Origin of the sequence: Nonomuraea sp. NPDC049649 (assembly GCF_040675175.1) — a bacterium.
GTDB lineage: Bacteria > Actinomycetota > Actinomycetes > Streptosporangiales > Streptosporangiaceae > Nonomuraea.
Genome location: NZ_JBFAOH010000002.1, coordinates 208,024 through 233,430, shown reverse-complemented (window position 1 = coordinate 233,430; position 25,407 = coordinate 208,024). Strand labels below are relative to the sequence as shown.

Annotated in this window: 23 protein-coding genes; 10 read left to right on the top strand and 13 right to left on the bottom strand. The window is 73.0% G+C overall.

Going from position 1 to position 25,407, the window contains the following annotated elements; all coding sequences use genetic code 11:
• Positions 1 to 137: 137 nt before the first annotated feature.
• On the top strand, positions 138 to 1,079 hold the full coding sequence (locus AB0J42_RS04315; RefSeq protein ID WP_364288735.1) for a UbiA family prenyltransferase: 942 nt from the start codon (positions 138 to 140) through the stop codon (positions 1,077 to 1,079).
• Here the strand turns inward: AB0J42_RS04315 and AB0J42_RS04310 are convergent.
• Genes AB0J42_RS04310 through AB0J42_RS04295 form a run of 4 tightly spaced genes read right to left on the bottom strand, consistent with a single transcriptional unit; the run spans position 1,069 to position 5,372 of the window.
• Entirely contained in the window at positions 1,069 to 2,208 is a 1,140-nt protein-coding gene (locus tag AB0J42_RS04310) for an NAD(P)/FAD-dependent oxidoreductase (protein ID WP_364288733.1), read from the bottom strand. The two genes, AB0J42_RS04315 and AB0J42_RS04310, sit on opposite strands and share 11 nt — an antisense overlap.
• Positions 2,209 to 2,240: 32 nt before the next feature.
• Complete coding sequence (locus AB0J42_RS04305) at positions 2,241 to 3,140, bottom strand: carbohydrate ABC transporter permease (RefSeq protein WP_364288731.1); 900 nt, start codon at positions 3,138 to 3,140, stop codon at positions 2,241 to 2,243.
• 1 nt (position 3,141) lies between these two features.
• On the bottom strand, positions 3,142 to 4,017 hold the full coding sequence (locus AB0J42_RS04300; protein WP_364288729.1) for a sugar ABC transporter permease: 876 nt from the start codon (positions 4,015 to 4,017) through the stop codon (positions 3,142 to 3,144).
• Positions 4,018 to 4,070: 53 nt separating this feature from the next.
• Positions 4,071 to 5,372, bottom strand: a complete 1,302-nt coding sequence (locus AB0J42_RS04295) for an extracellular solute-binding protein (RefSeq protein WP_364288727.1) — start codon at positions 5,370 to 5,372, stop codon at positions 4,071 to 4,073.
• Between the two features lie 332 nt (positions 5,373 to 5,704).
• Here AB0J42_RS04295 and AB0J42_RS04290 point away from each other — a divergent pair, with 332 nt between their 5' ends.
• The 5 genes from AB0J42_RS04290 (at position 5,705) to AB0J42_RS04270 (ending at position 11,476) form a co-directional block, all read left to right on the top strand.
• Positions 5,705 to 8,122 (top strand): glycoside hydrolase family 3 N-terminal domain-containing protein, encoded by a 2,418-nt coding sequence (locus tag AB0J42_RS04290; RefSeq protein ID WP_364288725.1) that lies wholly within the window; start codon positions 5,705 to 5,707, stop codon positions 8,120 to 8,122.
• A gap of 2 nt (positions 8,123 to 8,124) precedes the next feature.
• Positions 8,125 to 9,135, top strand: coding sequence for a substrate-binding domain-containing protein (locus AB0J42_RS04285; RefSeq protein WP_364288723.1), 1,011 nt, complete (start codon positions 8,125 to 8,127; stop codon positions 9,133 to 9,135).
• Positions 9,136 to 9,389: 254 nt separating this feature from the next.
• Positions 9,390 to 10,592 (top strand): mannose-6-phosphate isomerase, class I, encoded by a 1,203-nt coding sequence (gene manA / locus AB0J42_RS04280; protein ID WP_364288721.1) that lies wholly within the window; start codon positions 9,390 to 9,392, stop codon positions 10,590 to 10,592.
• An 82-nt stretch (positions 10,593 to 10,674) separates the two neighbouring features.
• Complete coding sequence (locus tag AB0J42_RS04275; protein WP_364288720.1) at positions 10,675 to 11,103, top strand: Hsp20/alpha crystallin family protein; 429 nt, start codon at positions 10,675 to 10,677, stop codon at positions 11,101 to 11,103.
• Between the two features lie 61 nt (positions 11,104 to 11,164).
• A complete protein-coding gene (locus AB0J42_RS04270) occupies positions 11,165 to 11,476 on the top strand; it encodes a MerR family transcriptional regulator (protein ID WP_364288718.1) in 312 nt (103 codons plus the stop codon).
• A 127-nt stretch (positions 11,477 to 11,603) separates the two neighbouring features.
• On the opposite strand, the gene AB0J42_RS04265 is transcribed toward AB0J42_RS04270, so the two are convergent.
• The 8 genes from AB0J42_RS04265 to AB0J42_RS04230 form a co-directional block, all read right to left on the bottom strand.
• Positions 11,604 to 13,730, bottom strand: a complete 2,127-nt coding sequence (locus AB0J42_RS04265) for an alpha-galactosidase (protein ID WP_364288716.1) — start codon at positions 13,728 to 13,730, stop codon at positions 11,604 to 11,606.
• Between the two features lie 67 nt (positions 13,731 to 13,797).
• A complete protein-coding gene (locus tag AB0J42_RS04260; RefSeq protein ID WP_364288714.1) occupies positions 13,798 to 14,967 on the bottom strand; it encodes an FAD-dependent oxidoreductase in 1,170 nt (389 codons plus the stop codon).
• Positions 14,964 to 15,515 (bottom strand): TetR family transcriptional regulator, encoded by a 552-nt coding sequence (locus AB0J42_RS04255; protein WP_364288712.1) that lies wholly within the window; start codon positions 15,513 to 15,515, stop codon positions 14,964 to 14,966. The genes AB0J42_RS04260 and AB0J42_RS04255 overlap by 4 nt, the downstream gene beginning before the upstream one ends.
• 230 nt (positions 15,516 to 15,745) lie before the next feature.
• The gene (locus AB0J42_RS04250) at positions 15,746 to 16,786 is read right to left on the bottom strand and encodes a PP2C family protein-serine/threonine phosphatase (RefSeq protein WP_364288710.1); all 1,041 of its coding nucleotides are present in this window, start codon (positions 16,784 to 16,786) and stop codon (positions 15,746 to 15,748) included.
• 203 nt (positions 16,787 to 16,989) lie between these two features.
• Positions 16,990 to 17,334 (bottom strand): TraR/DksA C4-type zinc finger protein, encoded by a 345-nt coding sequence (locus tag AB0J42_RS04245; protein ID WP_364288708.1) that lies wholly within the window; start codon positions 17,332 to 17,334, stop codon positions 16,990 to 16,992.
• 59 nt (positions 17,335 to 17,393) lie between these two features.
• Positions 17,394 to 18,149, bottom strand: coding sequence for a rod shape-determining protein (locus AB0J42_RS04240; protein WP_364288706.1), 756 nt, complete (start codon positions 18,147 to 18,149; stop codon positions 17,394 to 17,396).
• Entirely contained in the window at positions 18,146 to 18,586 is a 441-nt protein-coding gene (locus tag AB0J42_RS04235; RefSeq protein WP_364288704.1) for a hypothetical protein, read from the bottom strand. Before AB0J42_RS04235 ends, AB0J42_RS04240 begins: the two co-directional genes overlap by 4 nt.
• Positions 18,587 to 18,669: 83 nt before the next feature.
• Positions 18,670 to 19,029, bottom strand: coding sequence for a hypothetical protein (locus AB0J42_RS04230; protein WP_364288702.1), 360 nt, complete (start codon positions 19,027 to 19,029; stop codon positions 18,670 to 18,672).
• 174 nt (positions 19,030 to 19,203) lie between these two features.
• On the opposite strand from AB0J42_RS04230, the gene AB0J42_RS04225 reads away from it, so the two are divergent.
• From AB0J42_RS04225 to AB0J42_RS04210, 4 genes are all read left to right on the top strand, one after another.
• On the top strand, positions 19,204 to 19,551 hold the full coding sequence (locus AB0J42_RS04225; RefSeq protein WP_364288700.1) for a hypothetical protein: 348 nt from the start codon (positions 19,204 to 19,206) through the stop codon (positions 19,549 to 19,551).
• A 41-nt stretch (positions 19,552 to 19,592) separates the two neighbouring features.
• Positions 19,593 to 21,845 (top strand): protein translocase subunit SecD, encoded by a 2,253-nt coding sequence (secD, locus tag AB0J42_RS04220; RefSeq protein WP_364288698.1) that lies wholly within the window; start codon positions 19,593 to 19,595, stop codon positions 21,843 to 21,845.
• Positions 21,846 to 22,050: 205 nt separating this feature from the next.
• On the top strand, positions 22,051 to 23,295 hold the full coding sequence (locus AB0J42_RS04215) for a PP2C family protein-serine/threonine phosphatase (protein WP_364288696.1): 1,245 nt from the start codon (positions 22,051 to 22,053) through the stop codon (positions 23,293 to 23,295).
• Between the two features lie 299 nt (positions 23,296 to 23,594).
• On the top strand, positions 23,595 to 24,449 hold the full coding sequence (locus AB0J42_RS04210) for an FRG domain-containing protein (protein ID WP_364288694.1): 855 nt from the start codon (positions 23,595 to 23,597) through the stop codon (positions 24,447 to 24,449).
• On the opposite strand, the gene AB0J42_RS04205 is transcribed toward AB0J42_RS04210, so the two are convergent.
• Complete coding sequence (locus tag AB0J42_RS04205; RefSeq protein ID WP_364288692.1) at positions 24,356 to 25,195, bottom strand: alpha/beta hydrolase; 840 nt, start codon at positions 25,193 to 25,195, stop codon at positions 24,356 to 24,358. The genes AB0J42_RS04210 and AB0J42_RS04205 overlap by 94 nt on opposite strands.
• Positions 25,196 to 25,407 lie beyond the last annotated feature (212 nt).

Sequence of the window (25,407 nt, the reverse complement as noted above, 5' to 3'; positions counted from 1 at the left end):
CAAGCCATACGGAGGAGTCGCCCCTAGTAAGCCCGGCGGGTCGCTTTTAGGTGGAAAGTCGCTTCCAGGCCGAATCGGCGGTAGATGCGGGTTGGCGCGGTGATCTCAGGCAGGGGAGGGGAACGTAGCATCGGGCTGTGACGGAGGGCGGGCGCCGGATGGTCGCCGGGCTGGCGCGTGGCTGCCATCCCGGCCCGACGGTGGCCGTCACGGCGCTGGTCACCGCGCTCGCGGCGGCGGCCGGGCAGGACGCGGGCGGTTGCCTGCTGGTGGCATTCGCCGTGCTGTCGGGCCAGTTGTCGATCGGCTGGTGCAACGACGCCGCCGACGCCGGCCGGGACGCGGCGGCGGGGCGGGCGGACAAGCCTGCGGTGGACGGCACGATCACGCCGCGCGCTCTGTGGGTCGCGGCGGCGGTGGCGCTGGTGTGCTGTGTGCCGCTCTCGTTCGCGTCCGGGGTGCTCGCGGGCTCGGCGCATCTCCTCGGGGTGCTCGCGGCGTGGGCGTACGACCTGGGGTTGAAGGCCACCGTGCTGTCGTGGGCGCCGTACGCGGTCGGGTTCGGGGTGCTGCCGGGCTTCGTGACGCTCGGGCTGCCGGGGGAGCCGTGGCCCGCCTGGTGGGCGACGGCGGCGGCCGCGCTGCTCGGGGTGGGCGCCCACCTGGCCAACGTGCTGCCGGACCTGGCGGACGACCTGGCGACCGGCGTCCGCGGCTGGCCGCAGCGGCTCGGCGCGGCCCGCCTGCGCGCCCTGCTCCCGCTCCCGCTCCTGGCCGCCACCTGCCTCCTCGTCTTCGGCCCGGGCACTCAGCTCGACGCTCCCGCCCCACCCACGGGGACGGCCCCGCACCGCTCCTCCGCGTCACCGCCGGTCTGTTCGGAGGCGGCGAAGCGGGATTGTCCTACCCCGTCCCAGGAGGTGGCGGGCTGGGCCGCGCTGGCTGCGGCGACAGGGCTCGCGGCGGCAGGGATGACGATGTCCCGCCGCCACCCCAGGGTGCCGTTCGCGGCGGCCATCGCGGTGGCGGGCGTGGACGTGGCGCTGCTGCTGCACGGCGGCGCCTCGCTCACCTCATGAAGCCCCGCAGCCAGCGGAGAGCCACCGCGCACGCCAGCGGGACCGGCACCGTCCCCGGCCCCAGCCCCACCTCCACCAGCAGGTCGAACACCTCTTTGCGGCGGGCGGCGGTGGCGATGGCGGCGTCGATGAACCCGGGTGACTGCGCCAGCCGGGCCAGCAGGTCCGTGGTCCGCAGGTGCCGCCCCAGCTCCCGCCGGAGCGCGTCGCGGTAGACGGGCAGCGGGTCGCCGGGCGCGGCGGCGGCCGCCTCGCCGGCCAGCCGCCCCGACAGCAGCGCGTAGTAGATGCCCTCGCCGGTCAGCGGGTTGATCAGGCTGGCGGCGTCCCCGGCCAGCAGCACCCGCCCGGCGCCGGGCGCGGGCCGCCCGGTCGACAGCGGCAGGTGGTGGGCGCGCAGGTCGCGGGCGGGCCGGTCCGGCAGCAGCTCGGCGAGCCTGCCGTGCAGGACCTGCCGCCCGGGCAGCCCGGTGGCGTGCAGCCGGGGGAGGAGCATGCCGAACCCGACGTTCGCGGTGCCGTCGCCGATCGGGAAGGACCAGGCGTACGCGGGCCAGCCCGCCCGCTGCATGGCGATGAGCTGCACGTCGTCTTCATCCGGTACGGACGCGTACCCCCGCACGGCGATGGCGGTGTGCCGTTCGGGTGAGGCCGGCAGCCCGATCAGCCGCCGCGCCGCGGAGTTGGCCCCGTCGGCGGCGACGACGGCCCGGGCCCGGATGCCGTCCACCTCGGCCACCGGCCCTGCCCCCGATAGGGCCCTGACCCGGTGGACGCGCACCTCGGCCCCGGCCGCCCGGGCCGCCTCGACCAGCCGGGCGTCGAACACCCGGCGCGGCACCACGTGGTTGGGCCGCGCCGCGGTCGCCGACACCCGCAGCCCGCCGGGGGAGACCACGGTCAGCCGGGGCGCCGGGCGGTAGTCGTCGATGAGCCCCGGCACGCCCAGCCGGGCCAGCTCGTCACGGCCGTGGGCGGCGATGCCGTCGCCGCACGCCTTGTCGCGGGGGAACCCCGCCTTGTCGAGCAGCAGCACCCTAAGGCCGGGCCGCAGACGCAGCGCGCCGAGCGCCGCCGCTGATCCGGCGGGCCCGGCGCCCACGACCACGAGATCCCACACGTCCTCCATGGGAGGACTTCTCCCCCGTCAGGGGGTCCGGGTCACTTGCCGAACCCGGCGGTCAGGCCGCTCAGCAGCTGGCGGCGTCCGATCACGTACAGGATCAGGATCGGCAGCGTGGTCAGCATCACGGAGGCGAGCACCGCGGGCACGTTCACGCTGTACTGGCCCTGGAAGGTCCAGAGGGCCAGCGGCAGGGTCCGCTTGTCGGGGCTGTGGGTCAGGACCACCGGCAGCAGGAACCCGTTCCAGATCTGCAGCGCGTTGTAGATCGACACCGTCACCACGGCCGGCCGGGTGAGCGGGAAGGCCAGCCGCCACATCGTGGTCTGCTCGCTGGCCCCGTCGAGCCGCATCGACTCGAACAGCTCCTTCGGCACGTCCCGGATGAAGTTGGCCAGGACCAGCACCGACAGCGGGATCGCGAAGGCGATCGACGGCAGGATCAGCGCCAGCAGGCTGTCGTAGAGCTGCATCCTGATGATGATCAGGTAGATCGGGATGACCACGGCCTGCAGCGGGATGGCCAGCCCCATCAGGAACAGCGAGTTGACCGACCTCAGGAAGCGGTTCCCGGTCGCCCGTATGATCGCGTACGCGGCCATGAACGAGAACAGCACCGCCGGGACCACCGCGCCGATCGCGACGATCAGGCTGTTGAGGAAGTACAGCGGGAAGTCGGACTCGATGACCAGCCGGTAGTTGTCCAGCGTCGGGTCCGTGGGCGGCGCCATCGGGTTCGACAGATAGTAGTTGCTCTGCGACTTGAAGCTGGTGATGACCACCCAGTAGATGGGGACGATCACGATCGCCAGCCAGACCCACGAGAGCGCCCCGCCGATCCAGTTGTAGCCCTCGCGCGGCGTGGACGGGCCACGGCGGCGTCGCCGGCCTCCGGAACCCCGCGCGGTGTCCGGGTGACTGGACATTATGGTCGCCATGTCAGGCCCCCTCGAGCTGGCTCGCACTTGAGTCCCGGCCGCCCAGCCTGCGCAGGAAGAGCGCCAGGGCGAGGCCCACGAGGACGAGGATGACGGCGATGGCGCTGGCCGGGCCCATCAGGTTCGCGTTGTAGCCCCGCTTGTACATGTCGACCGCCAGCACCCGAGTGGCGTCGCCAGGTCCACCTGCCGTCAGCACGAAGATCAGGTCGAAGAGGGTCAGCGAGCCGACCACCATGAGGGTGGAGGACGTGATGATCGTGTACTTGAGCTGCGGCAGCGTGATGCTGAAGAACTGCCGTACGCGTCCCGCCCCGTCGAGCTCCGCCGCCTCGTACATCGAGCGCGGGATCTGCCGCACGCCGCCCTGATAGAGCAGCGAGTGGAACGGAATGTACTGCCAGGACACGATGAAGATCACGACTCCGACGGCGAGTGAGCCCTCACCGAGCCAGTCCTGGACGAGGAAGTCCAGGCCGAGCCCGGCGCCGAGACCGAAGTTCGGGTCGAGCAGCGCCTTGTACGTGATCGCGATGGCGGCCGAGCTGAGCAGCAGCGGGATGAAGTACAGGACCGCGAGCAGCTCCCGATAGCGCTGGCGCCCGGCCAGGAACACCCCGATCAGGATGCTGGCCGGCGTCTGCACCAGCCAGGACAGCGCCATGATCAGGAACGTCACCCACAGGGCGTGCGGGAGCCCGGGATCGCTCAGCACCGACTTCCAGCTCGTAAGCCCGCTGAACGAGATGTCGGGGCCGAGCCCGTCCCAGGTCGTGAAGCTCAGCAGCAGCACCCCGATCAGAGGTATCACCGCGAAGATGAGGAAGACGACCAGGGCGGGGACGGCCAGCCACGCGAGGGAGCCGTTGCCGCGCACGCGTGACGCGGCGGCAGACCGGCCCCCTCGGGATGGAACGCTGACGAACGTGCTCACTTGCCGATGACCGCGTTCATGTTGGAGGCGAAGTCCTCAGGGCCGATCGACAGCTGGAACAGCTTGGCGATGTTGTCGAGCAGCACCTCGGCGGCGGTCGGGCTGAGCGCCTGGTCCCACGACTGCTGGAAGACCTTGGCGTTGTTGGCGATGCCGACGACGAAGTTGAGGAAGTCGGCGTCCTCGGAGTTGCCGAAGTGCTTCTCCGAGCCCTTGATCACGGGAACCGCGCCGGTCTCCACCCACTCCTTGGCCGAGGTGTCGCTGATCAGCTCGGTGGCGAAGAACTTCTTGGCGATCTCCTTCTGCTCGGGCGTGGCCTTGGAGGAGATCGACATGTACTGGCCGGGGTTGCCGACCGTGTTGCCGGGGTCGCCCTTGCCGCCGTCGATCGGCGGGAAGTTCATATAGCCGAGGTTGCCGCCGGAGACGAAGTCGCCGCCGTCCTGCTTCATGCTGCCGTACGTCCAGCCGCCGTGGAGCATCATGGCGGCCTTGCCGGTGTAGAGCAGCGCCTGGTCGGCGTTGGAGTCGGCGGTGACCGAGGAGAAGCCCTTGATGAACCCGTCGGCCTTGATCAGGTCCTGCATCATGGTGAGGGCCTTGATCGAGTCGGGGTGCGACCAGGCGTCCTTCTCGGCGTCGAACACGGCCTGGAACACCTCGGGGCCGCCCAGCCGGTCGAAGAGGAACTCCAGCCACATCATGTTGGTCCAGCGCGACTGGCCGCCCAGCGAGAACGGCGCGATGCCCGCGGCGTTGAACTTGGGGACCAGGTCCATGATGTCGCCCCAGCTCTCGGGCGGCTGGGCGCCGATCTTGTCGAAGGCGCGCTTGTCGTAGTAGAGGACGATCGGCTGCATCGTCTCGCACGGCATCGCGTAGATCTTGCCGTCGACGGTCGCCGCGCCGAAGGACGAGGGGAACAGGGCGTCCTTCACGGCCTGGTTCTCGTCGAACCACGAGGTCAGGTCCTCGACCTGGCCCGCCTGGACGTAGCTGCGCAGGCCGCCGCCGCCCCAGCCCCAGATGATGGTGGGCGCCTCGCCCGCGCCGATCGCCGTCTTGATCTTCGTCTTGAAGGCGTCGTTCTGGAACGTCGTGAATTCGATCTGGCCATCGGGGTTGGCCTGGTTGAACCGCTCCGCCGTCCGCCTGCGGACGCCTTCCTGCGGTTCCGTCGACAGGAACCAGTAGCTGGCCTTGGCGCCGCCGCTACCGCCCTGGCCGCCGCCACCGGTGGTGCCGGGGCCGGAGGTGCCGCACGCGGCGAGCGCGGCTCCCAGGGGCAGGCCCATCGAAAGGGCGAGGAAAGTGCGGCGAGAGGTTGTCCTGGACTCCACGCTGATCTCCGTATTTGAACGCCGGGGGGATGGTGCCGCGGCTCCACAATGTCGAAACATTTTCGAAACGACCGCGTGGCACGCCAATCTAGATTTCGGCCGCAAGGGTGTCAACCTCTCCTTGCACGAAAAAAGCCTCTCCTCAAGAGCCTGACGAGTGGGATACGCTCGCACGGGCGTCACGCTGGGCTACTGGGGACGAGAGCACTCCCGCCCCGGGCCGTGACAGGCGCCCGAAACATTTCGAAACTTTGCGGCAAAGAGCCGCCCTCTAAGGAGAGCGATCAATGACGGCTCTGGATCGGTCGCCGGCGGCGGGGTCGACCCTCCGCCCCTGGCAGGATCCCACCCTTCCGGTCGAGGAGCGGGTGGACGCCCTGCTCGCCGAGATGACGGTGGAGGAGAAGGTCGCGCAGCTCGGCAGCCGGTGGGAGGGCAACACGATGGGCGACCCCGAGGTCGCCCCCGACCCCGAGGAGGGGGGCACGGGCAACGTCGCCCCGCTGCAGGACGTGTTCGCCGCCGCGAACACCTCCTCGTTCCGGGACGCCGTCCGCCTCGGCATCGGCCACCTGACCCGCGTGCACGGCAGCAAGCCGGTGAGTCCCGCCGAGGGCGCCGCCGAGGTGGTCCGGCTGCAGCGCGAGGTGGTCGAGCAGTCCAGGCTCGGCATCCCCGCGCTGGTCCACGAAGAGTGCCTGACCGGATTCACCGCCTATGGGGCGACCGTATACCCGGCGGCGATCGCCTGGGCCGCCACGTTCGACCCCGATCTGGTGGCGCGGATGGCCACCGCGATCGGGCGCGACATGCGCTCCGTCGGCGTCCACCAGGGCCTGGCGCCGGTGCTGGACGTGGTCCGCGACTACCGGTGGGGCCGGGTCGAGGAGACCATGGGCGAGGATCCGTACCTCGTCTCGATGATCGGCTCCGCGTACGTGCGAGGACTGGAGAGCGCCGGCATCATCGCCACGCTCAAGCACTTCGCCGGCTACTCCGCCTCACGCGCCGCCCGCAACCACGGCCCGGTGCCGATGGGCCGGCGCGAGCTGATGGACATGATCATGCCGCCGTTCGAGACGGCCATCGAGCTGGGCGGCGCCCGCTCGGTGATGAACTCCTACTCCGACATCGACGGCGTCCCCGCCGCCACCGACCCGTGGCTGCTGACCGAGGTGCTCCGCGACGACTGGGGATTCACCGGGACCGTCGTCTCCGACTACTGGTCCATTCCGTTCCTGGCCACCATGCACCTCACCGCCGCCGACGCCGCCGAGGCCGGCGTGCAGGCGCTCACCGCCGGGCTCGACATCGAGCTGCCCGACACGCTCGGCTTCGGCCAGCACCTGGCCGAACGGGTCCGCCGCGGCGAACTGCCCGAGGAGCTGATCGACCGGGCGGCGCGCCGCCTGCTCATCCAGAAGGCGCAGCTCGGGCTGCTGGACGCCGGCTGGACCCCGGAGGACTCGGTGAGCGATGCCGGGACCGTCGAGCTGGACTCGCAGGCCAATCGGGAGCTGGCCCGCGAACTGGCCGAGCGGTCCGTCATCCTGCTCGACGCCGGCACCGCGCTGCCGCTGCTCGGTGAGGACCGCACGGCGCCGCGCCGGATCGCCGTCGTCGGGCCGTGCGCCGACGACCCGCGCACGTTCATGGGCTGCTACGCCTTCCCCAACCACGTGCTGCCCCGCCACCCCGGCCTCGGCCTCGGCGTGGAGGCGCCGAGCGTGCTCGACGCGCTCCGCGCCGAACTGCCGGACGCCGAGATCGTGTACGAGCGAGGCTGCGACGTCCGGACCCCGGACCGCGAGGGCTTCGCCGCCGCGGCCGCCGCGGCCCGCGACGCCGACCTGTGCGTGGCCGTCGTCGGCGACCTGGCCGGCATGTTCGGCCAGGGCACCTCCGGCGAGGGCTGCGACGCCGACGACCTGCGCCTGCCCGGCGTCCAGGAGGACCTGGTGCTCGAGCTGGCCGGCACCGGCACCCCGGTCGTGGTGGTCGTGGTCTCCGGCCGCCCGTACTCGCTCGGCGAGGTCCACCCCAGGGCCGCCGGCCTCGTCCAGGCGTTCATGCCCGGCCAGGAGGGCGGCGCCGCCATCGCGGGCGTGCTGTCCGGCCGCGTCCAGCCCGGCGGCAAGCTGCCGGTGCAGATCCCGCGCACCCCCGGCGGGCAGCCGCACACCTACCTGCAGCCGCCGCTCGGCGCCGACAGCGACGGCATCAGCAACGTGGACCCGACCCCGCTCTTCCCCTTCGGGTACGGGACCTCGTACACCTCCTTCGAGCTCGGCGAGTTCCGGATCAGCGACACCGAGGTGCCCACCGACGGCGAGTTCACCGTCTCGGTCCGGGTCCGCAACACCGGCTCGCGCGCCGGCGACGAGGTCGTCCAGCTCTACCTGCACGACGTGCTCGCCCAGGTCACCCGGCCGGTCCGGCAGCTCACCGGGTTCGCCAGGGTCCGGCTGGAGCCGGGCGAGGCCGCCGACGTGGTCTTCCACGTGCACGCCGACCGCACCGCGTTCACCGGCCGCGACCTGAAGCGGATCGTCGAGCCCGGCGACATCGAGGTGTTCGCCGGCACCTCCGCCCGCGACCTGCCGTGCTCGGGCACCGTGCGGCTCACCGGGCCGCTGCGGGAGGCGGGCCACGACCGGCGGCTCCACACACCAGTGGACGTGCGACCGGTGGGGGGACGGGACTAGCCGTGCGACCCAAGCGCCCGACGCTGGCCACGATCGCGGCCTCCGCCGGCGTGTCGGTCGCCACCGTCTCCAAAGTGCTCAACGGCCGCAGCGACGTGGCACCGGCGACCCGTTCCCTGGTGCTGTCGGCGCTGCGGCAGCACGACTACGTCGCCGCGCCGCCCCGGCGCGGCGCCGAGGCCTGCACGATCGAGCTGCAGTTCGACGCCGACCTGAACGCGTACTCCAGCGAGATCATCCAGGGCGCGGTCCGGGCCGGGGGAGAGCTCGGCGTGTCGGTCGTCATCAGCATCCGCAGAGGCCGCGAGCGCACCAGCAAGTGGGCCAGGGAGCTGGCGGCGTCCGGCCGCCGCGCCCTGATCGCGGTCACCAGCGAGCTGACCTCCGCGCAGCTCGCCGCGCTGGCCGAGGCCAACCTCCCGCTGGTCGTGATCGACCCGCTCAACCTGCCGCGCACCCGCGTGACCAGCGTCGGGTCGACCAACTTCGCGGGCGGGCTGGCCGCCACCCAGCACCTGCTCTCCCTCGGCCACCGGCGCATCGCCTACCTGGGCGGTCCCGCCACGGCGGCGTGCAACCAGGCGCGGCTGCACGGCTACCGCGCCGCCATGGAGGCCGAGGGCGCGCCGGTCCGGCAGGAGTACATCCAGCACCGCCGGTTCCGCTACGGCGACGGGGTCGCGGCCGGGTCCGCGTTCCTCGCCCTGCCGGAGCCGCCGACCGCGATCTTCGCCGGCTGCGACGAGACCGCGTTCGGCGTGATGGAGGCCGCGCGGGGCCGCGGGCTGCGGGTCCCGGACGACCTCAGCGTGGTCGGCTTCGACGACACCCAGATAGCGCGCATGGCCTCGCCGCCGCTGACCACCGTCCGCCAGCCGCTGCGCGAGATGGGCGGCGTGGCGCTGCGGCGGGCGCTGCGGCTGGCGGCAGGCGAGCGCATCGACTCCCACCACATCGAGCTCGCCACCGAGCTCGTGGTGCGGGGCTCGACCGCGCCCGTCGCGACCGGCTGAGGAGCCGCCCTGCCTCGTCCTCGGCCCTGGCCGCACTACTGGCCACCGCGCCCGCCCAGGCGACCGCGGTGGCCACGGTCCTGCGCTACGACGCGAGCGGCGCCGCCGAACTCCGCGGCCCGTCGGCCAGGCCGGTCCGCATCGCCGGCCCACGAGATCGGCCGGCTGCACGTGGACCGCCGACGCGGCCGCCGCTGAACGATCATCCCTAGACTGGTGCCGTCCGCTGGCCCTGCCCCCGAGGAGTAGACGACGTGACGGCACCGATGCGGCTCGCCCCGGTCATCCAGCCCTACGCGTGGGGGTCGCCGACCGCCTTCCCCGAGCTGTTCGGCACCCCCGCCACCGGCGAGCCGCAGGCCGAGATGTGGATGGGCGCCCACCCGGCCGCCCCGTCCACCGCGGGCGGCGTCCCGCTCACCGAGCTGATCGCCCGCGACCCGGAGGGCATGGTCGGGCCGTCCGGCCCCGGCCTTCCTTACCTGCTCAAGGTGCTGGCCGTGGACGGCCCCCTGTCACTGCAGGTCCACCCCACGGCCGAGCAGGCGCAAGCAGGCTTCGCCCGCGAAGAGGCCGCCGGAATGCCCATCGACGACCCGGCGCGCACCTACCGCGACCCGTTCCCGAAGCCGGAGATGGTCTGCGCCCTCACCCCGTTCCACGGCCTGTGCGGCTTCCGCCCCCCGGCCGAGGCGGCGGACCTCCTGGAGAGGCTGAACGTCCCCGAGACAACCCCCTGGGTGCAGACCTTGCGGACCCGCCCCGCCACCGAAGCGCTGCGCCAAGTGTTCCAAGAGATGCTCAGCGACGACTCCAAGACCCCCCGCGAAGCCCTCGAACAAGCCCTGACCCGCATCCCCGCGACCACCTCCACCCCTGACGGGCGGGAAGACACCACCCACGGCGCGGGCAGCACGGAGATTCAGGTGTACGCGGAGCTTGCCCGGATCTACCCCGGCGATCCCGGCGTCACCGCCGCCCTGCTGCTCAACCACGTACGCCTCCAGCCAGGCGAGGCGATCTTCCTGGGCGCGGGCGTCCCGCACGCCTACCTCGGCGGCGTCGCCGTGGAGATCATGGCCAACTCCGACAACGTGCTGCGCTGCGGCCTGACCGGCAAGCACCGCGACGTGCCCGAGCTGATGCGGATCGTCGACTTCACCCCGTCGCCCCCGCACAGCATCCACCCGTCGACCGACGGCGGCGCCCACGGCTACCACCCACCGGTCACCCAGTTCGCCCTCGTCCGCCACGACCTCGCACAGGGCGCCGCGCACACCGTGAAGGGCGGAGTGCCGCAGATCCTCCTCTGCACGGAAGGTAGGGCCGCCGCGGGCGAGATCGGTCTCGGCGCGGGCGAGTCGGCGTTCGTCCCCGCGGGCACTCCCGGGTTCACGCTGACAGGCGAGGGGACGGTCTTCCGCGCCCTGCCCGGCCGAGGGAACGGGGCAGGATAGCGCCATTTGCCTTCTTGTCAACTTGGAGCTAACCTGTAAGTGCAGTTAGAGGTTAGCCGAGAGCCAGCGAGGAGGTTCAGACATGCTCCTGACGACCATCGACCCGTTCATCCAGGAGTTCGAGCGGCAGTTCGACCGGCTCGCCCGTCAGGCCTTCAACGGTGGCGCCGTCATGCCGATGGACGGCGTGCGCCGCGACGAGGACGTGGTGCTCCGGTTCGACCTGCCCGGCGTCAACCCCGACTCCATCGACGTCACCGTCGACCGGGGCGTCCTCAGCGTCAGCGCCCGCCGTGAGGAGCAGGACTTCGACAGCGAGCGGCGCTTCGTGGCCGAGCGCCCGATGGGCACCTTCACCCGCCGCGTCTACCTGTCGGAGCACCTCGACAGCGACAAGATCGAGGCGGCCTACACGGACGGTGTGCTGACCGTACGGATTCCTGTCCTGGAGCGCGCGAAGCCGCGCAAGATCGAGATTCTGCGCAGTGGTCTCAAGGCGCTCAAGGCCTGACGCGACCAGGCGCGGCACCGGGGGGCGGACGTCCGCCCCCCGTCTTCGTGAGGAAACGACGATGTCCGAGCTGCCGATCGACGACGAGCACGCGCCGCTCTACACGCTCGGGCAGGTGGCCGAGATGCTCCAGGTCCAGCAGGCGTTCCTGCGCCGCCTCGACCAGCACGACGTCATCAGCCCGCGCCGCTCCCCGGGCGGCCAGCGGCGTTACTCGCGCCACGACATCCTGATCGTCCGCCACGTCACCCGGATGGCCGACCAGGGCATGACCCTGGTGGCCATCCGCCGCATCCTGGAGCTGGAGCGCGAGCTCGGGCAGCTCCGCGAGGAACTGGCGGAGGCACGCCGGAGACTGGGAGAGCCGGGCTAGAAGGCCGGCGGACCCGCACATCAGCCCGCCGGCTGGACCGGCACCTGGGCCCGCCGGCCGGACCGGCACCTGGGCCCGCCGGCCGGACCGGCACCTGGGCCCGCCGGCCGTGGCGCGACGACGCCCGTCACACCGCCGTCAGGCGCACCAGCACCGCGTCGTCCGGCGACAGCGCCGGAACCCCGATGCCGGACACCGCCAGCGCCCGCCCGGTGAGCACATGCTCCCCGGCGACCCACTCCGGGTCGCCGTGCCGGGCCATCGAGGGCACCGGCACCAGCGGGCTCACCCGGTAGGCGGTGTCCGGGTCGAGCCCCGGCAGCCGCAGCAGCCCCGGCGGCCAGGTGGGCGGGCGCTCCAGCAGGGCGATGGCGAAGATCGCCTCGGATCCGTCTTCGGCCACCACCCCGTGCGCCTGGAACCCCTCGGGAACCTCGTCCACCCGCACCGTCGTGCCGGTGTGCAGCAGCTCCCGGTGCTGCTTGTGCAGCGCGACCCAGGAGGCCACCTCCGCCAGCTCCTCCTCGGTCAGCGCGGCGATGTCCCACTCCAGCCCGAAATGCCCGAAGAACGCGGTCACCGCGCGGAACCGCAGGCCGTGCACGCGGCCGGTGGTGTGCGAGCGCGCCGCCCCGATATGGCTGCCGATCAGCTCCGGCGGCAGCAGCTGGCCGGTCCAGCGCATGATCTGCTGCCGCTCCACCGGGTCGATGCAGTCGCTGGCCCACACCCGGTCGGTGTGCTCCAGAATCCCCAGATCGACCCGGGCGCCCCCGGACGAGCAGGACTCGATCTCCAGCCCGGGCAGGGCCGCGCGGATCTCGCCCAGCAGCCGGTAGAGGGCGAGCGTCTGCTCGTGCACGGCGGCCCTGCCGCCCGCCGCCCAGCCCGCGTCGACCAGGTCGCGGTTGTGGTCCCACTTGACGTAGTCGATGTCGTACTCGCCGATCAACGCCAGCAGCCGCTCCTTGACGTACGCGTACGCGTCCGGATGCGCGATGTTGAGCACCTGCTGGTTACGGGAGGTCGGCGGCAGCCGGTCACCCGCGCCCATGATCCAGTCGGGGTGGGCGCGGGCCAGGTCGGAGTCCGGGTTGACCATCTCCGGCTCGAACCAGAGCCCGAACCGCATGCCGTGCGCCCGCACCCGCTCCACCAGCGGCCCGAGCCCGCGCGGCCACACCCGCTCGTCCACGTACCAGTCGCCGAGCCCCGCCCGGTCGTCGCGCCGCCCCCGGAACCAGCCGTCGTCCAGCACGAACCGTTCCACGCCGATCCGCGCCGCCCGGTCGGCCAGCTCCAGCAGCCGCTCCAGGTCGTGGTCGAAGTAGACGGCCTCCCACGTGTTGAGCACCACGGGCCGCGGCGCCGGCGGATGCGACGGCCGCGCCCGCAGGAACCGGTGGAACCGGTGCGCGGCCTCGTCCAGCCCCCGCCCATAGGCGGCGTACACCCAGGGCCCCCGGTACGACTCGCCCGCCGCGAGCGTCACCTCGCCCGGCAGCAGCAGCTCGCCCCCGCCGAGGTGGGTGCGGCCGGTGTGCAGCCGCTCGGCGTAGGCGCGGTGGTTGCCGCTGAAGGCGACGTGCACCCCCCACGCCTCGCCGCGCCGGAAGCCGGCGCCGGGCGTGGTGGCGCACAGCACGGTCGCGGCGTCCGCGCCGGTCCGCCCGGCGCGGCCCTCCCGCAGGTGGGTGCCGACGGTGATCGGCCGCCGCTGCGGCACCCGTTCCTTGGCCCACCGCCCGGCCAGGTCCAGCAGCTCGGTCGCGACCGCGGGCACCGGCAGCGCCAGGTGCAGCGCCTCCAGCGCGTACGGTTCGTCATGGTCGTTGCGCAGCCCGGCGCGGGCACGCAGCAGCCCCGACGGGTGCAGCTCGACGGTGAGCGAGAGCGTGAGCCGGGCCCGCGGGTCGGCGGCCTCCGCGATCAGCGTCCGCGTCCCGCCGTCCTCCGCGAGCCGGTACGTGACGGAGGTGAAGGCCGGAGACCAGTCGCGCCCGGCGCGGTGACCGGTCAGCCCCGGCATCCCGGTCCAGCCCGTACGGGCCTCCGGCACCAGCCCGGTGCGGACCGGGACGTCGGCGGTCATGTCGAGGCGGGGACGCAGCGAGGCGGCCAGCGCGGCGAGCGCCCGGTCGTCGAGCGGCCCCAGGTCGGGACCCCAGTGCAGGACGGCGGGCAGGGCGTCGGCGGGACATTCGATCACCACGGAGACCCCGGCGGCCCTGAAGTGGTGGATGACAGGCTCCATGCGCGTCTTTCTGGCTCGGGGGACAACGCTCCGTTGATCGTTTCACGACCCGGCCCAGAAGACACGATCATGCCTCAGGCCGACGAGGCGACGCACGGAACAGGTCGTCCGCGCCGGGCCCGAGCCGCCCCACCAGCAGCCGCCCCGCCCCCGGCAGGGCGGCCAGCCGCAGCACCGCGTCACGCGCCACGATCCTGGCCCGGCTGGGCGGCGCCATCCACTTGACGAACCGGCGGCCGAACCGCTGCACCCGCTCCACGGGCCCGCGCATCCGCGCCGCGTAACGCTCCGCCGCCGCGGGCACGCCGCCGGACGCCCCCAGCTCCTCCGCGAGCACCCGCGCCCCGGCCATCGCCATCGACGCCCCGTGCCCGGCGAACAGCGACACCGCCTGGCAGGCATCGCCGAGCAGCACCACCCGGCCGCGGCTCCACTCGTCCATCTCCACCTGGCTGACCTGGTCGTGATAGAGCTCCGGCGGGTCCGGGCAGCGCCGCAGCACCTCGGGCAGGATCCAGCCCAGCCCCGCGTACCGCTCCCGCAGCACCGCGGCCGGGTCGGCGGGCGCGGCCGGATCCGCCTCCCGGTACAGGAACATCATCGCCAGCCGCCCGCCGTGCACCGCGTACGCGCCCGCCATCCTCCCGGGCACGGTCAGCATGCGGTAGCGCACCCCCACCCGCCGGTGCAGCTCCTCGTCATCGAGCAGGTACGCGGCCACGTGATGGCCCAGGTGACGCAGGAACCGCTCGCCAGGCCCGAAGACCAGCTCCCGCACCCGCGAGTGCACGCCGTCGGCCCCCACCAGCAGGTCGGCGTCGCGCCGCGTCCCGTCGGAGAGCAGGACCCGCACCCCGCCGGAGTCCTGCTCCACCCCGTCCACGGTGACGCCGTACCGTACGGGCGAGCGCACCTGGCCGGCGACCGCCCGCGCCAGGTCGCCGCGGAGCAGGCTCGTGATCTCGTACATGCCGGGCGGCAGCGCCAGCCGGCTGGTGGTCCGCCCGTCCCGGTCCACGTAGCCGATCTCGTTCACCTCGTGCCGCAGCTCGCGCAGCCTCTGGCCCAGCCCCATCCGCGCGGCCACCTCGGCGCCCGGCCCATAGAAGTCGATCATGTAGCCGCTGTCGCGGAACGCCGCGGCCCGCTCCACCAGTTCCACGTCCCACCCGGCCCGCTCCAGATGCCAGGCCAGCGTCAGCCCGGCGATCCCGGCGCCGCACACCAGGGCTCTCATCGTGACCCCAGCAGCGCCGTCAGCGGCCCGGCCAGCAGGTCCGGATCGAGGCCGGGGTCGATCGCGCGGTGCAGCACGACGCCGTCCAGCGCCGCCGCCAGCACGGCCGCCGCCGCGTCCGCGTCGCCCGCGTACCCCCGCTCGCGCAGCCACCCCGCCACGGCGGCCCGGAACCCGAGCACCTGCCCCCGCAGCCTCTCCCGCAGCTCCGGCAGCCGGGTCGCGGCCAGATAGAGCTCCACGCCCAGCAGCGACGCCGGGTCCGTGCCGGGGTAGCGGCCCAGCTCGGCCACCATCCAGCGCACCCCGTCCGCGAGATCTGCCTGCCGCGCCAGCCCGCGCGCGAACTCCTCCAGCAGCCGCCCCGTCACCTCCGTGGCCGCCTCCGTCAGCAGGTCGGTCACCGACGAGAAGTGGTAGTGCACCACCCCCGGGGCCACCCCCGCCCGCTCGGCCACCAGCCGCGTCGAGACCCCACCCCAGCCCGCCTCCACGATCAGCGGGACGGCCGCGTCGAGCAGCCGCCGCCGTGTCGGAACCGCCGCCATACGTCCTCCTCTTGGACGACCGCCCTGGACGACTGCCCAAAACAGTACGCCCCGAACCCGGACAGGTCCAGCGGCGAACCCGAGACGGCGGGATATCCGAACCACGCAGCCCCCGGCGGCCCTATCCGTTGAGAGTTTCACCCGGCCTCGTCGCCCCGGCCGACCCGGTCAAGGTCTTACGCCGGAGACCCGCCGAGGGCACCGGGCTGACGTTCGCCGAGGCTCCCGGCTCAGGACGGGTAGCGGCGCAGCAGCAGCATGGCGGCGTCGTCCGGCAGCGGCCCGCCCACATGCTCGATCAGGTCGGCCCGCAGCGCGTCCAGGGCCTCCTGCGGATCGCCGGCGTCCAGCAGCCAGGTGCGGTCGGTCAGCGGGTAGAAGGCGCCGCCGGCGTCACGCGCCTCGATCACCCCGTCGGTGAACAGCAGGATCTGGTCGCCCTCGCCGAACGACACCCGGTGTGGCTTGGGCCGGTCGGCCGCCAGAGACCCCAGCCCCAGCGGCAGGCTCTCCTCCGGCGGCTCCACCGTGAAGATCTTCCCCCCGTTGCGGAGCAGCAGCGGCGCCGGGTGACCGAAGTTGAGCAGCGAGATCTCGTCCTCGTGCACCTCGGCCAGGATCGCCGTCACGAACGTCTCCCCGCTCAGGTGGCGGCTGAGGCTGGCCTCCAGCCGCTCGCCCACCTCGGTCAGCTCGGTCATGTCGTAGGCGGCCTCGCGGAACGCGCCCAGCACCCACGCGGCCGTCTCCACCGCCGTCAGCCCTTTGCCCTGCACGTCGCCGATGAGCAGCCGCACCCCGTGCGGCGTCGTCACCACCTCGTACAGGTCACCGCCTATCTGCGCCTCCGCCGCCGCCGAGGTGTACGACAGCGCGATCCGCAGGTCGGCGGCCCGGCGCGGCACCGGCCGCAGCAGCACCCGCTGGGCGGCCTCGGCCACCAGCCGCACGTTGGCCAGCTCCCGCTCGCGCCGCAGCCGCAGATTGCTGACGATCATGCTGGCCGCGGTGACGCCCGCGACCGTGGCGATGGTGATGTTGTTCTGCCGGGTCAGCAGCACGTCCTGCACGTACGCCAGCGGCACGCACAGGGCCAGCGCGGCCGCGCCCACGAACGCGGTCCTGCGTACGCTCCCGTACACCGAGGCGAACGTCGGGCCGAGCGTCAGCAGCGGGAGGAAACCCAGATCGGGACCGGCGAGCAGGTCGGTCACCGCCACCGCGAGCAAGACGGCGAACGGCAGGTAGCGCAGCACGATCTGCGATCTCACCGGAACCCCTCAACCGGTCGCCGCCCAGTCTCGCCTCGCGCTCCGGACACGTTCCTCCCCGTGCGTGCACAGACTCCAGGCCCTGCCGGCCACGCGATCCCGGCGGGACGGAGCGTGGCCGATCATCGCGGATTCGTTGCCGCCCGTTTCCTTATCGTAGACCTTCACGGCCGCGCGCCCCGGCAAGGACGCGCGGCGAACGCTCAGCGGGCCTCGTGCCGCTGGCGGCAGGGCACGCAGTGCCGGGTCAGCGGCCGGATCTTCAGCCGCTCGAACGGGATGACGGTGCCGCAGTCGTCGCACCGGCCGTAGCTGCCGTCCGCCAGCCGCTCCAGGCCGTCGCGGATCTCGGCGATCATCCGCTCGGTGTCGGCCAGGTCGGCCAGCACGTTCTGCTTGGAACCGTCCTCGGTCCCGCCGCCGCCCTCCACCAGCGCCCGGAGTTCGTCCAGCCTCGAAGTGCGCCACATGAGCTGGCTCTGCAGCTCCTCGGTGATCGTCTGGACCTGGATCTCGCTGAGGATGACGTGCTCGTCGTGCTGGGTCATGTACGCGTCCTTTACGTGAGAGAGAAAAGGGATTCGCCGCCGTGAGGAGGACGGCGAGGTCAGGCCGTCGGGAGGGCGACCAGCGCCGCCATCGGCGGCAGGCAGAGCCGGGCCAGCCCGCGCACGGTCGCGTGCGCGGGTTCGGTGGCGCGGCTCACCGGCATGCCGAGCCTGGAACACAGGTGCCCGGCCAGCCCGGCGGCGGCACCGCCGCCGGTGAGCGTCAGCCCGCGCTCCCGCGTCTCCGGCCGCAGCCGGGCGGGCAGGCGGGACAGCAGTTCGGCCGCCGTCTCGGCGAGGCGGTCCTGGACGTGCCCGGGAAGCACGTCCGGGCCGTCGCCGGGCAGCTGCACGGCGACGGCCTCGGTGACGGCGGCGTCCCTGATGACGACCGTCTCCACGATGCCCGCGCCCACGTCCATCAGCAGGCGCGGGCGCGAGTCGGTGATGTCCAGGCCGCTGCCGAGCGCCGCGGCCAGCGGCTCTTCCACGACGGTCGCCGCGCAGCCGGCGGCCCGCCGCACGATCCCGGCGACCCTGGCCCGCTCGGCGCGGGAGGCGGTCACCGGAACGCCTATCAGCACGTGACCGGGCATGGCGGAGCCGCCGGGCGACGCCGCGCGCAGCAGCCGCTCCAGCAGCCGGGCGCAGGCGGCGTCGTCGGCGACCAGGCCGTGCCGGACCGGGCGGGGACCACCGGGCGGGGCGGCCGCCTCCTCGACGACCGACCGGCCGGGGCCGGCGAGCCGGACCCGCGCGGTGCCGAGGTCGACCGCCGCCTTGCCGTCCGGCCAGGGAACGCCGTTCCCCGTCACGTCCCGGTCCCCGCCTCGCTTCCTTCCTCGCGTCCCGGCGGCGCGACCGCCTGGTGCAGGCTCGGCACGGAGTCCTCGGAGGGGGCCGTGCGCGGTGCCGGGATCTCGGTGGCGGCACGGGCGGGCTTCTTCGCCCGGGTGCCGCGGCATGCGGGGCAGAGCTGTTCGTGGGGCGTGCGGCGCAGCTCCCCGTACGGGATCAGGGCGCCGCAGCGCAGGCAGGTGCCGTACCGGCCGCGGTCCATCCGGTCCAGCGCCGACTCGATGGCGGCGCTCTCCCGGCGCGCGAGACCGGCCAGCGTCGCGGACCCGGCCGCGACGGCGGCCGCGAGGTCGGCGCGGGCGGCGGCGAGCCGCTCCTCCAGCAGGCCGCGCAGCTCCTCAAGCCGCGCCAGGTGCTGGTCGTAGTCCTGCATGAGTGTCTGCAATGAAGCCATGAGGCATCGCTCCTAGCCTTTTAGAGATCCGGCGACTGCGCCGAGGAGACCCCGCGCCGCGACGGCACGGGGATGAGGGATCTCTAGGCGGAGGGCGGGCTCCGCGAACCCGCCGCGCGGTGTCCCGGCTGCTGAGGACCGCGGATGGCGGCCGAGCCCGCCTCGGGCCACGCCGGGGCGGCCAGCACCGGCGTCGCCTCCGGACGCTGCCGCACCGGCCACACTTGGGGCAGGTGCTCGGTCCGGACCTGCTGCAGCGGCATCGTCGACACCGTGGCGACCTCGGCCCCGGGCGCCGTCATGCCGGCGGTCTGGGAGCGCTGCTGCACCGGCCCCGCACCGGCCCAGCGGGGCGTCGAGGCGACCACGACCAGGGAAAGCAGCACCAGGCCCACCACCACGAGAAACGGGGTGGAGCCGCGGGTGATGCTCCTGGTCGCCATGAGGCCGACCATAGCTCACTTTGCCGGGTGAAGCACCGGCCAAAACCGTGTGATCAGGGTGTCGGCCCAAGTCTGGGAACAGGGTCGGAAAGCACGGTGAAAGGACGGCTCGGGAGGGGTCGCGGGCAGGCTACGGTGGGTGGGTTCACATCGCGGCGACGACGAGGAGGAGCAGTGCGCACCAAGCTGCCCGCGGCGCTGCTCCTCATGCTGTCGTGGTTCCTGCCCGTCGCCGGGCCGGCCCACGCCGCGCACGCGGTCACCGCGCAGGCGGCGACCGAGCAGGGCAGGCTGGGCGGTCACCAGCCGGGCGTGCGCGAGTCTCCGCTCCCGCCGGCCACCGCGCAGGACCGGGCGCTCTCGCAGGAGGCGGCCGGCGGCGCCGCCCTGCCCCCGCACGGCGCGCCCTGCCTGTCGCTCGCGCGGACGGCCGCCGTGCCGCCGCACGGCGGCGCCGGCTCCGCGGCCTCCTGCGCGCAGATCACTCCGGCGCGCGCACCCCCGTCCTCTGCGGCGTTCTGAAACTTTCCCGACCCTTCTTCCCAAGCCCGTGGAGGCTTCCCATGTCACGTGCGCCGCTCTGGCGCGCACTGGCGGCATTCACCGTCATCGCCAGTTCTTTGCTACTTGCGCTCACCATGACGCCGCGCCTCGGGCTCGACCTGCGCGGCGGTAGTCAGCTCGTGTTCGAGACACGAGACACGCCCAACGTCAAGGCCGACGCCGAGTCGACCGACCGCGCCCTCGACGTGCTCCGCCGGCGGGCGGACGCGCTCGGGGTCGTCGACCCCACCCTGGTCCGCTCCGGTGAGCGGCGGATCATCGTCGAGCTGCCCGGAGTGCTCGACCCCGAACAGGCCGCCGAGGTCATCGGCAAGACCGCCCAGCTCTCCTTCCACGCCGTGCAGGGTGTCGTCGAGGAAGGCGACAAGGACGCCAAGGACGCGCTGAAGGACGAGAGCGGCCAGCTGCTCAAGCTCGGCCCGGCCGCCATCAGCGGCGACGGCGTCACCGACGCCAGCGAGAACAGCGACCCGCAGCGCGGGCCGGGCTGGTGGGTCAGCGTCCAGTTCCGCGACGCCGGCGCCTGGCAGAAGCTCACCGGCGAGGTCGCCTGCTACCAGGCCGGCGACCCGCGCAGGCGGCTCGCGATCGTGCTCGACAACGAGATCATCTCCTCGCCGCAGCTCGACCCGTCCATCGCCTGCCGGGCCGGCATCCCCGGCGGCGGCACCGACATCACCGGCGACTTCACCCTCGACGAGGCACGCGACCTCGCCGTGCTGATCAAGGGCGGTTCGCTGCCCGTCCCGCTGGAGATGGTCGAGCAGCGCTCGGTCGGTCCTTCCCTGGGCGCCGACGCCATCGAGGCCAGTGCCAAGGCCGCCGTGGCCGGTCTGATCATGACCGCGCTGTTCATCATCGTCATCTACCGCCTGGTCGGCCTGCTCGCCGCCGTCGCGCTGGCGTCCTACGGCCTGATCTCGTACGGGGCGCTGGTGGCCTTGGGAGCCACGCTCACCTTGCCCGGCCTGGCCGGCTTCGTGCTGGCCATCGGCATGGCGGTCGACGCCAACGTGCTCGTCTTCGAACGCGCCCGTGAGGAGTACGAGGGAGCGCCCAGGCGAGGCCTGCGCCAGGCCCTCGACCGGGGATTCAAGAACGCCTGGAGCGCCATCGCCGACTCCAACATCACCACCCTGATCGCCGCCGGGCTGCTGTTCTGGCTGGCGTCCGGGCCGGTCAAGGGCTTCGGCGTCACGCTGGCCATAGGAGTTCTGGCCTCGCTGGTCTCGGCGATGGTCATCACCCGGGTGCTGACCCACTTCTTCATCGACCGGGTGAGCCCGAAGGTGTCCGGCATCGGCTCGGTCGGCCGCGTCCGGACCTGGCTGACCACCCGCAACCCGCAGATCATGAAGCCCAAGAACCTCTGGCTGGCCCTGGCCGGGGCGGTGACCGTGGTCTCGCTGGCGGGGCTGTTCGTCCAGGGGCTCAATTTCGGCGTCGAGTTCACCGGCGGCCGGCTCGTCGACTTCACCACCTCCCGCCCGGTCGCGGCCGACGCGGCCCGGCAGGCGGTCGCGTCGGCGGGCTTCCCGTCCGCCGTGGTGCAGGCCTCCGGCGAGGACATCTCCGTACGGGCGGGCGCGCTGGAGATCGCCGACGTCAACCGGATCCAGGAGGCGCTGGGCGAGGTCGGCGGCGAGGTCACCAAGAAGCGCGACGAGTTCATCGGCCCCAGCCTCGGCGACGAGCTGCGCCGCAACGCGGTGATCGCGCTCGCCGTGGCCTTGGCCGGGCAGCTGGCCTACCTGGCGATCCGGTTCCGCTGGACGTTCGGCACGGCCGCGGTCTCGGCGCTGGTGGTCGACGTGTCGGTGGTGGTCGGGCTGTTCGCCTGGATGGGCAAGCAGATCGACGGCGTGTTCCTGGCGGCGATGCTCACCGTCGTGGGTTACTCCGTCAACGACAAGGTGGTGGTCTTCGACCGGGTCCGCGAGATCTGGGCCCTGCATCGCAAGGATCCGCTGATCAAATCGGTCAACAGCGCCATCCTGCAGACCATCCCGCGGACCATCAACACCGGTCTGGGTGCGCTGTTCATCCTGATCGCGCTGGCGCTGTTCGGCGGCGACACGCTGCGCGACTTCGCCATCGCCCTGGTGACCGGCATCATCGTCGGCACGGCGTCGTCGGCGTTCGTGGCCGGGCCGCTGGCCCTCACGCTGGCCCGGTTCGACAAGCAGCCGCCGCCGGAGCCGCCGCAGCCCCGCGCGCGGCGCACCCGCGAGGGCACCGGCGCCGTCCTGTGACGCGCTAGCCGCACCACCCCAGGACGCGCCGGTGTTCGCCGGCGCGTCCTGCGGGCAGGGGGTGCTGCGGGCCTGAACGAGCAGGTCATCGCCGTCCACGACCTCATCGACCGCATTGCCGACGTTTGGCCCGGCCTTTGACCGGCAGGGCACGGCGAGCGCTGATAATGGCCGCAACCATGATGGTGAATGGGGGGCCGAATCGATGAGCAGCCCTCAAGACGTCCACAGAGCTCTGAGCGGTCTGCTGCGGGCCGGGCAGCAGGCCTCGCTGGAGGATCTTCCGTCGCTGATCGCCCGCCACGCCCCGGATGTCGGAGCCCACCAGTGCCTCATCTACCTGGCCGACCTCCAGCAGAGCACCCTGCGGCTGCTCGCCGAGCCGGACGGCCCCGTCGGCCAGCCGGGCGTGCCGGAGGAGACCGAGGACAAGCCGCCCGACGAACTCGGCATCGACACCACCCTCGCCGGCCGCGCCTTCCAGGAGGTCCGCGTCCTGCGTAAACCCGCCGAACACGGCAGGCAGTGCTGGTGGGTGCCGCTGCTGAACGGCGCCGAGCGCCTGGGCGTGCTCCGCATCCTCGTCGACCCGCCGGACGGCGGGTCCGCGTGCGCACGCGAGGAGGACATCGCCGACCTGGCCTCGCTGCTGGGCCTGCTGGTCGGCGGCAAGCGCTCCTTCAGCGACACCTTCCGCCGCCTGGTGCGCTCGCGCCGGATGAACGTGGCCGCCGAGATGCTCTGGCACCTCATGCCGCCGCTCACCTTCGCCGACGGTGAGGTGACCATCGCCGGCGTGCTGGAGCCCGCCTACGAGATCGGCGGGGACGCCTTCGACTACGCGCTCGGCGACCACACCGTCCACCTGGCCATCTTCGACGCCATGGGGCACGACGTGTCCGCCGGGCTGACCGCCAACCTGGTCATGGCGGCGAGCCGCAACCTGCGCCGCCAGGGCGTCGGCCTGGCCGAGACGACCGAGGGCATCGAGAACCTGCTGCTGCGCGAGTTCGGCGAGACCTCCCGCTTCGTCACCGCCGTCATAGCCGACTTCGACCTGACCACCGGCATGCTGACGTGGGTGAACCGCGGCCACCACGCGCCGGTGCTGATCAGGGGCGCCCGGTGGGTCACCTCCCTGGAGTGCCCGGTCACACCCCCGCTCGGGCTCGGCCTGGAACTGCCCGTCAAGGTCTGCCAGGTGCAGCTCGAACCCGGCGACCGGCTGCTGCTCTACACCGACGGCATCGTCGAGGCGGGCCGCCACCACGGTGAGGAGTTCGGGCTGGACCGGTTCGTCCACTTCATCATGCGTCAGTCGTACGCCCGGCTGCCGGTGCCCGAGACGCTGCGCCGGCTCATCAAGGACGTCCTGGAACACCACGAGGGGCAGCTCCAGGACGACGCCACGGTGCTGATGACCGAGTGGCACGGCCGCGCCGCGGCCTGAGCACGCCCCCCGAGGTGCAGCCCCGAAACGGGAGTGCGACGCCGACCCCTGGGCGCTCCTGTGGGGAGTCCCGGTCCGGCGGCGCGGTGGCGGGCGCGGACGCATCCAGCGGCTAGGGCGCGGTGGCGGCGGCGAATCAGCGGCTGGGGCGCGATGGCGGGCGTGGGCGCATCCAGCGGCTGGGGCGCGGTGGCGGGCGTGGGCGAATCCAGCGGCGCCGTTCGGGGAGTGCGGCCCATCACCGGCTGTTGCCGCAGGTCACCGGTGTTAACCGGGTGCCTGCGGGCAGCGGGGCGGGGATGAGGTTGCACGAGGTGTCGTCGTGGCGCGAGCTGGACGACGCGATCTGCGAGGCCAGCCGGCCGCGCTCCGGCGGTCACGCGCACTCGTCGCTGGTCTTCCGGGGACTGGCCCGCAGCGGCTACGCGCACGTGACCAGCCTGTCGCGGCTGCGCGGCGACTACGCCGCGTTGGAACCGCACCTGGTCCGCAACTTCCGCAAGTACGCCCACCGCGCCGGCCCGGGGCAGACCGTGTGGGACTGGCTGGCGCTCGGCCAGCACCACGGTCTGCCCACCCGGCTGCTGGACTGGACGTTCTCGCCGCTGGTGGCGCTGCACTTCGCGACCGCGTCCTGGCCGGAGGACGACGGGACGCTGCTGGGCGTCGACTGCGCGCGGGCGCACCGGCTGCTGCCCGGGCCGCTCCGCGAGGAGCTGGACAGGGAGGGCGCGCTGGTGTTCACCACCGAGATGCTGGCCCGGGTGGCCCGCGACCTGGACGGGTTCGACCGGCTGGCGGGGGAGCGGCCGTTCCTGGCGTTCTTCGAGCCGCCGTCGCTGGACGAGCGGGTGGTCAACCAGTCGTCGGTGCTGTCGGCGGCCTCGTCCCCCGCCTACCAGGTCCAGGAGTGGCTGGCCGCACACCCCGACCTGTGGCGGGGCTGGCTGCTCCCGGCCCCGGTAAAGGCGGAGATCAGAGACCGGCTGGACCAGGCGGGCGTCACCGAACGGGTGCTGCTGCCGGGCCTGGACGGGCTGGCCGCGTGGCTGCGCCGCTACTACACGCCCGGCGAGACGGGCCCGCCCGGCGGGGACGGCAGCACCATGGCCGGCCGCTCCGGCCGCCAGGAAGAGGGCCGGATGGGCGCGTAGGAACGGGCCAGCGCGGCTGCCTCGGCGATCAGCGCGGCCGTCAAGCCGCCCTGCTGGAACGGGAAGGCGTGCGCGCCCGGCACCGTCACCGAGCGCCCCCACGGGGCGATGACGGCCAGGCTGTCGGCCCACGCCCTCGGGCACAGGTGGTCCCGCGCCCCCCGCACGATCAGCACCGGGCAGTCGATCTTGCCCAGCAGGTATTCGGGCGCGTCCGCCTGGGCCGTGCGCAGGCACCTCAGCACCGCTCTCGGCCCGCCCCGCAGGTAGTACGGGACCGTCGCGGGCAGCACACCGGGCGGTTCATGCAGCACCGTACGGAGGAACGGCAGCAGCACCCGCCGCAGCGTGCGATGACGCGGCGGGAACGTCGGACCGAGCAGCACCAGCGCCCGCACCCGCGCGGGACGGGCGGCCGCGGCGAGCAGCGCGCTCTGGGCGCCGCTGGAGTGCCCGGCGAGGATCACCGGCCCGCCGGGCACCGTGTCCAGCCAGGCGGCGGTCACCTCCGCGACGTCCTCGACCGCCGCCCGGCACGGCCGCGGCGGCCGGTGCCCGAAGCCCGGCAGGTCGAGCAGGAACGTCCGCGCCCACGACGCGCAGCCGGCGTGGGTGTCCTTGAGGTAGCCGACCGCGCCCAGGCCGGGCAGCAGCACGACGGTATTGCCGCCCCGCCCGGCCTCCAGGCTGCGCACCCTGCGGCCCGCGGCGTCATCCCACCGTTCCCGGACCCGGAATCCCCCCACGGGCCACGTCTACCTGTATGAGTCCACTCCAAACGCTGCGGCACCCGTACAAAAAATCTACATCGTAAAGGCGGCGGCGCCGATTGCCCCGCTCACACTTGCCGTGACCGTGATGGCGCTCAGAGACACCGACGAACGACCTCTGCCATTGTCCGTCCAAGATTCGCTCCTGACGCGGGCGGTTCGGCGGCTCGCGCGCTTGCCCGCGTCCG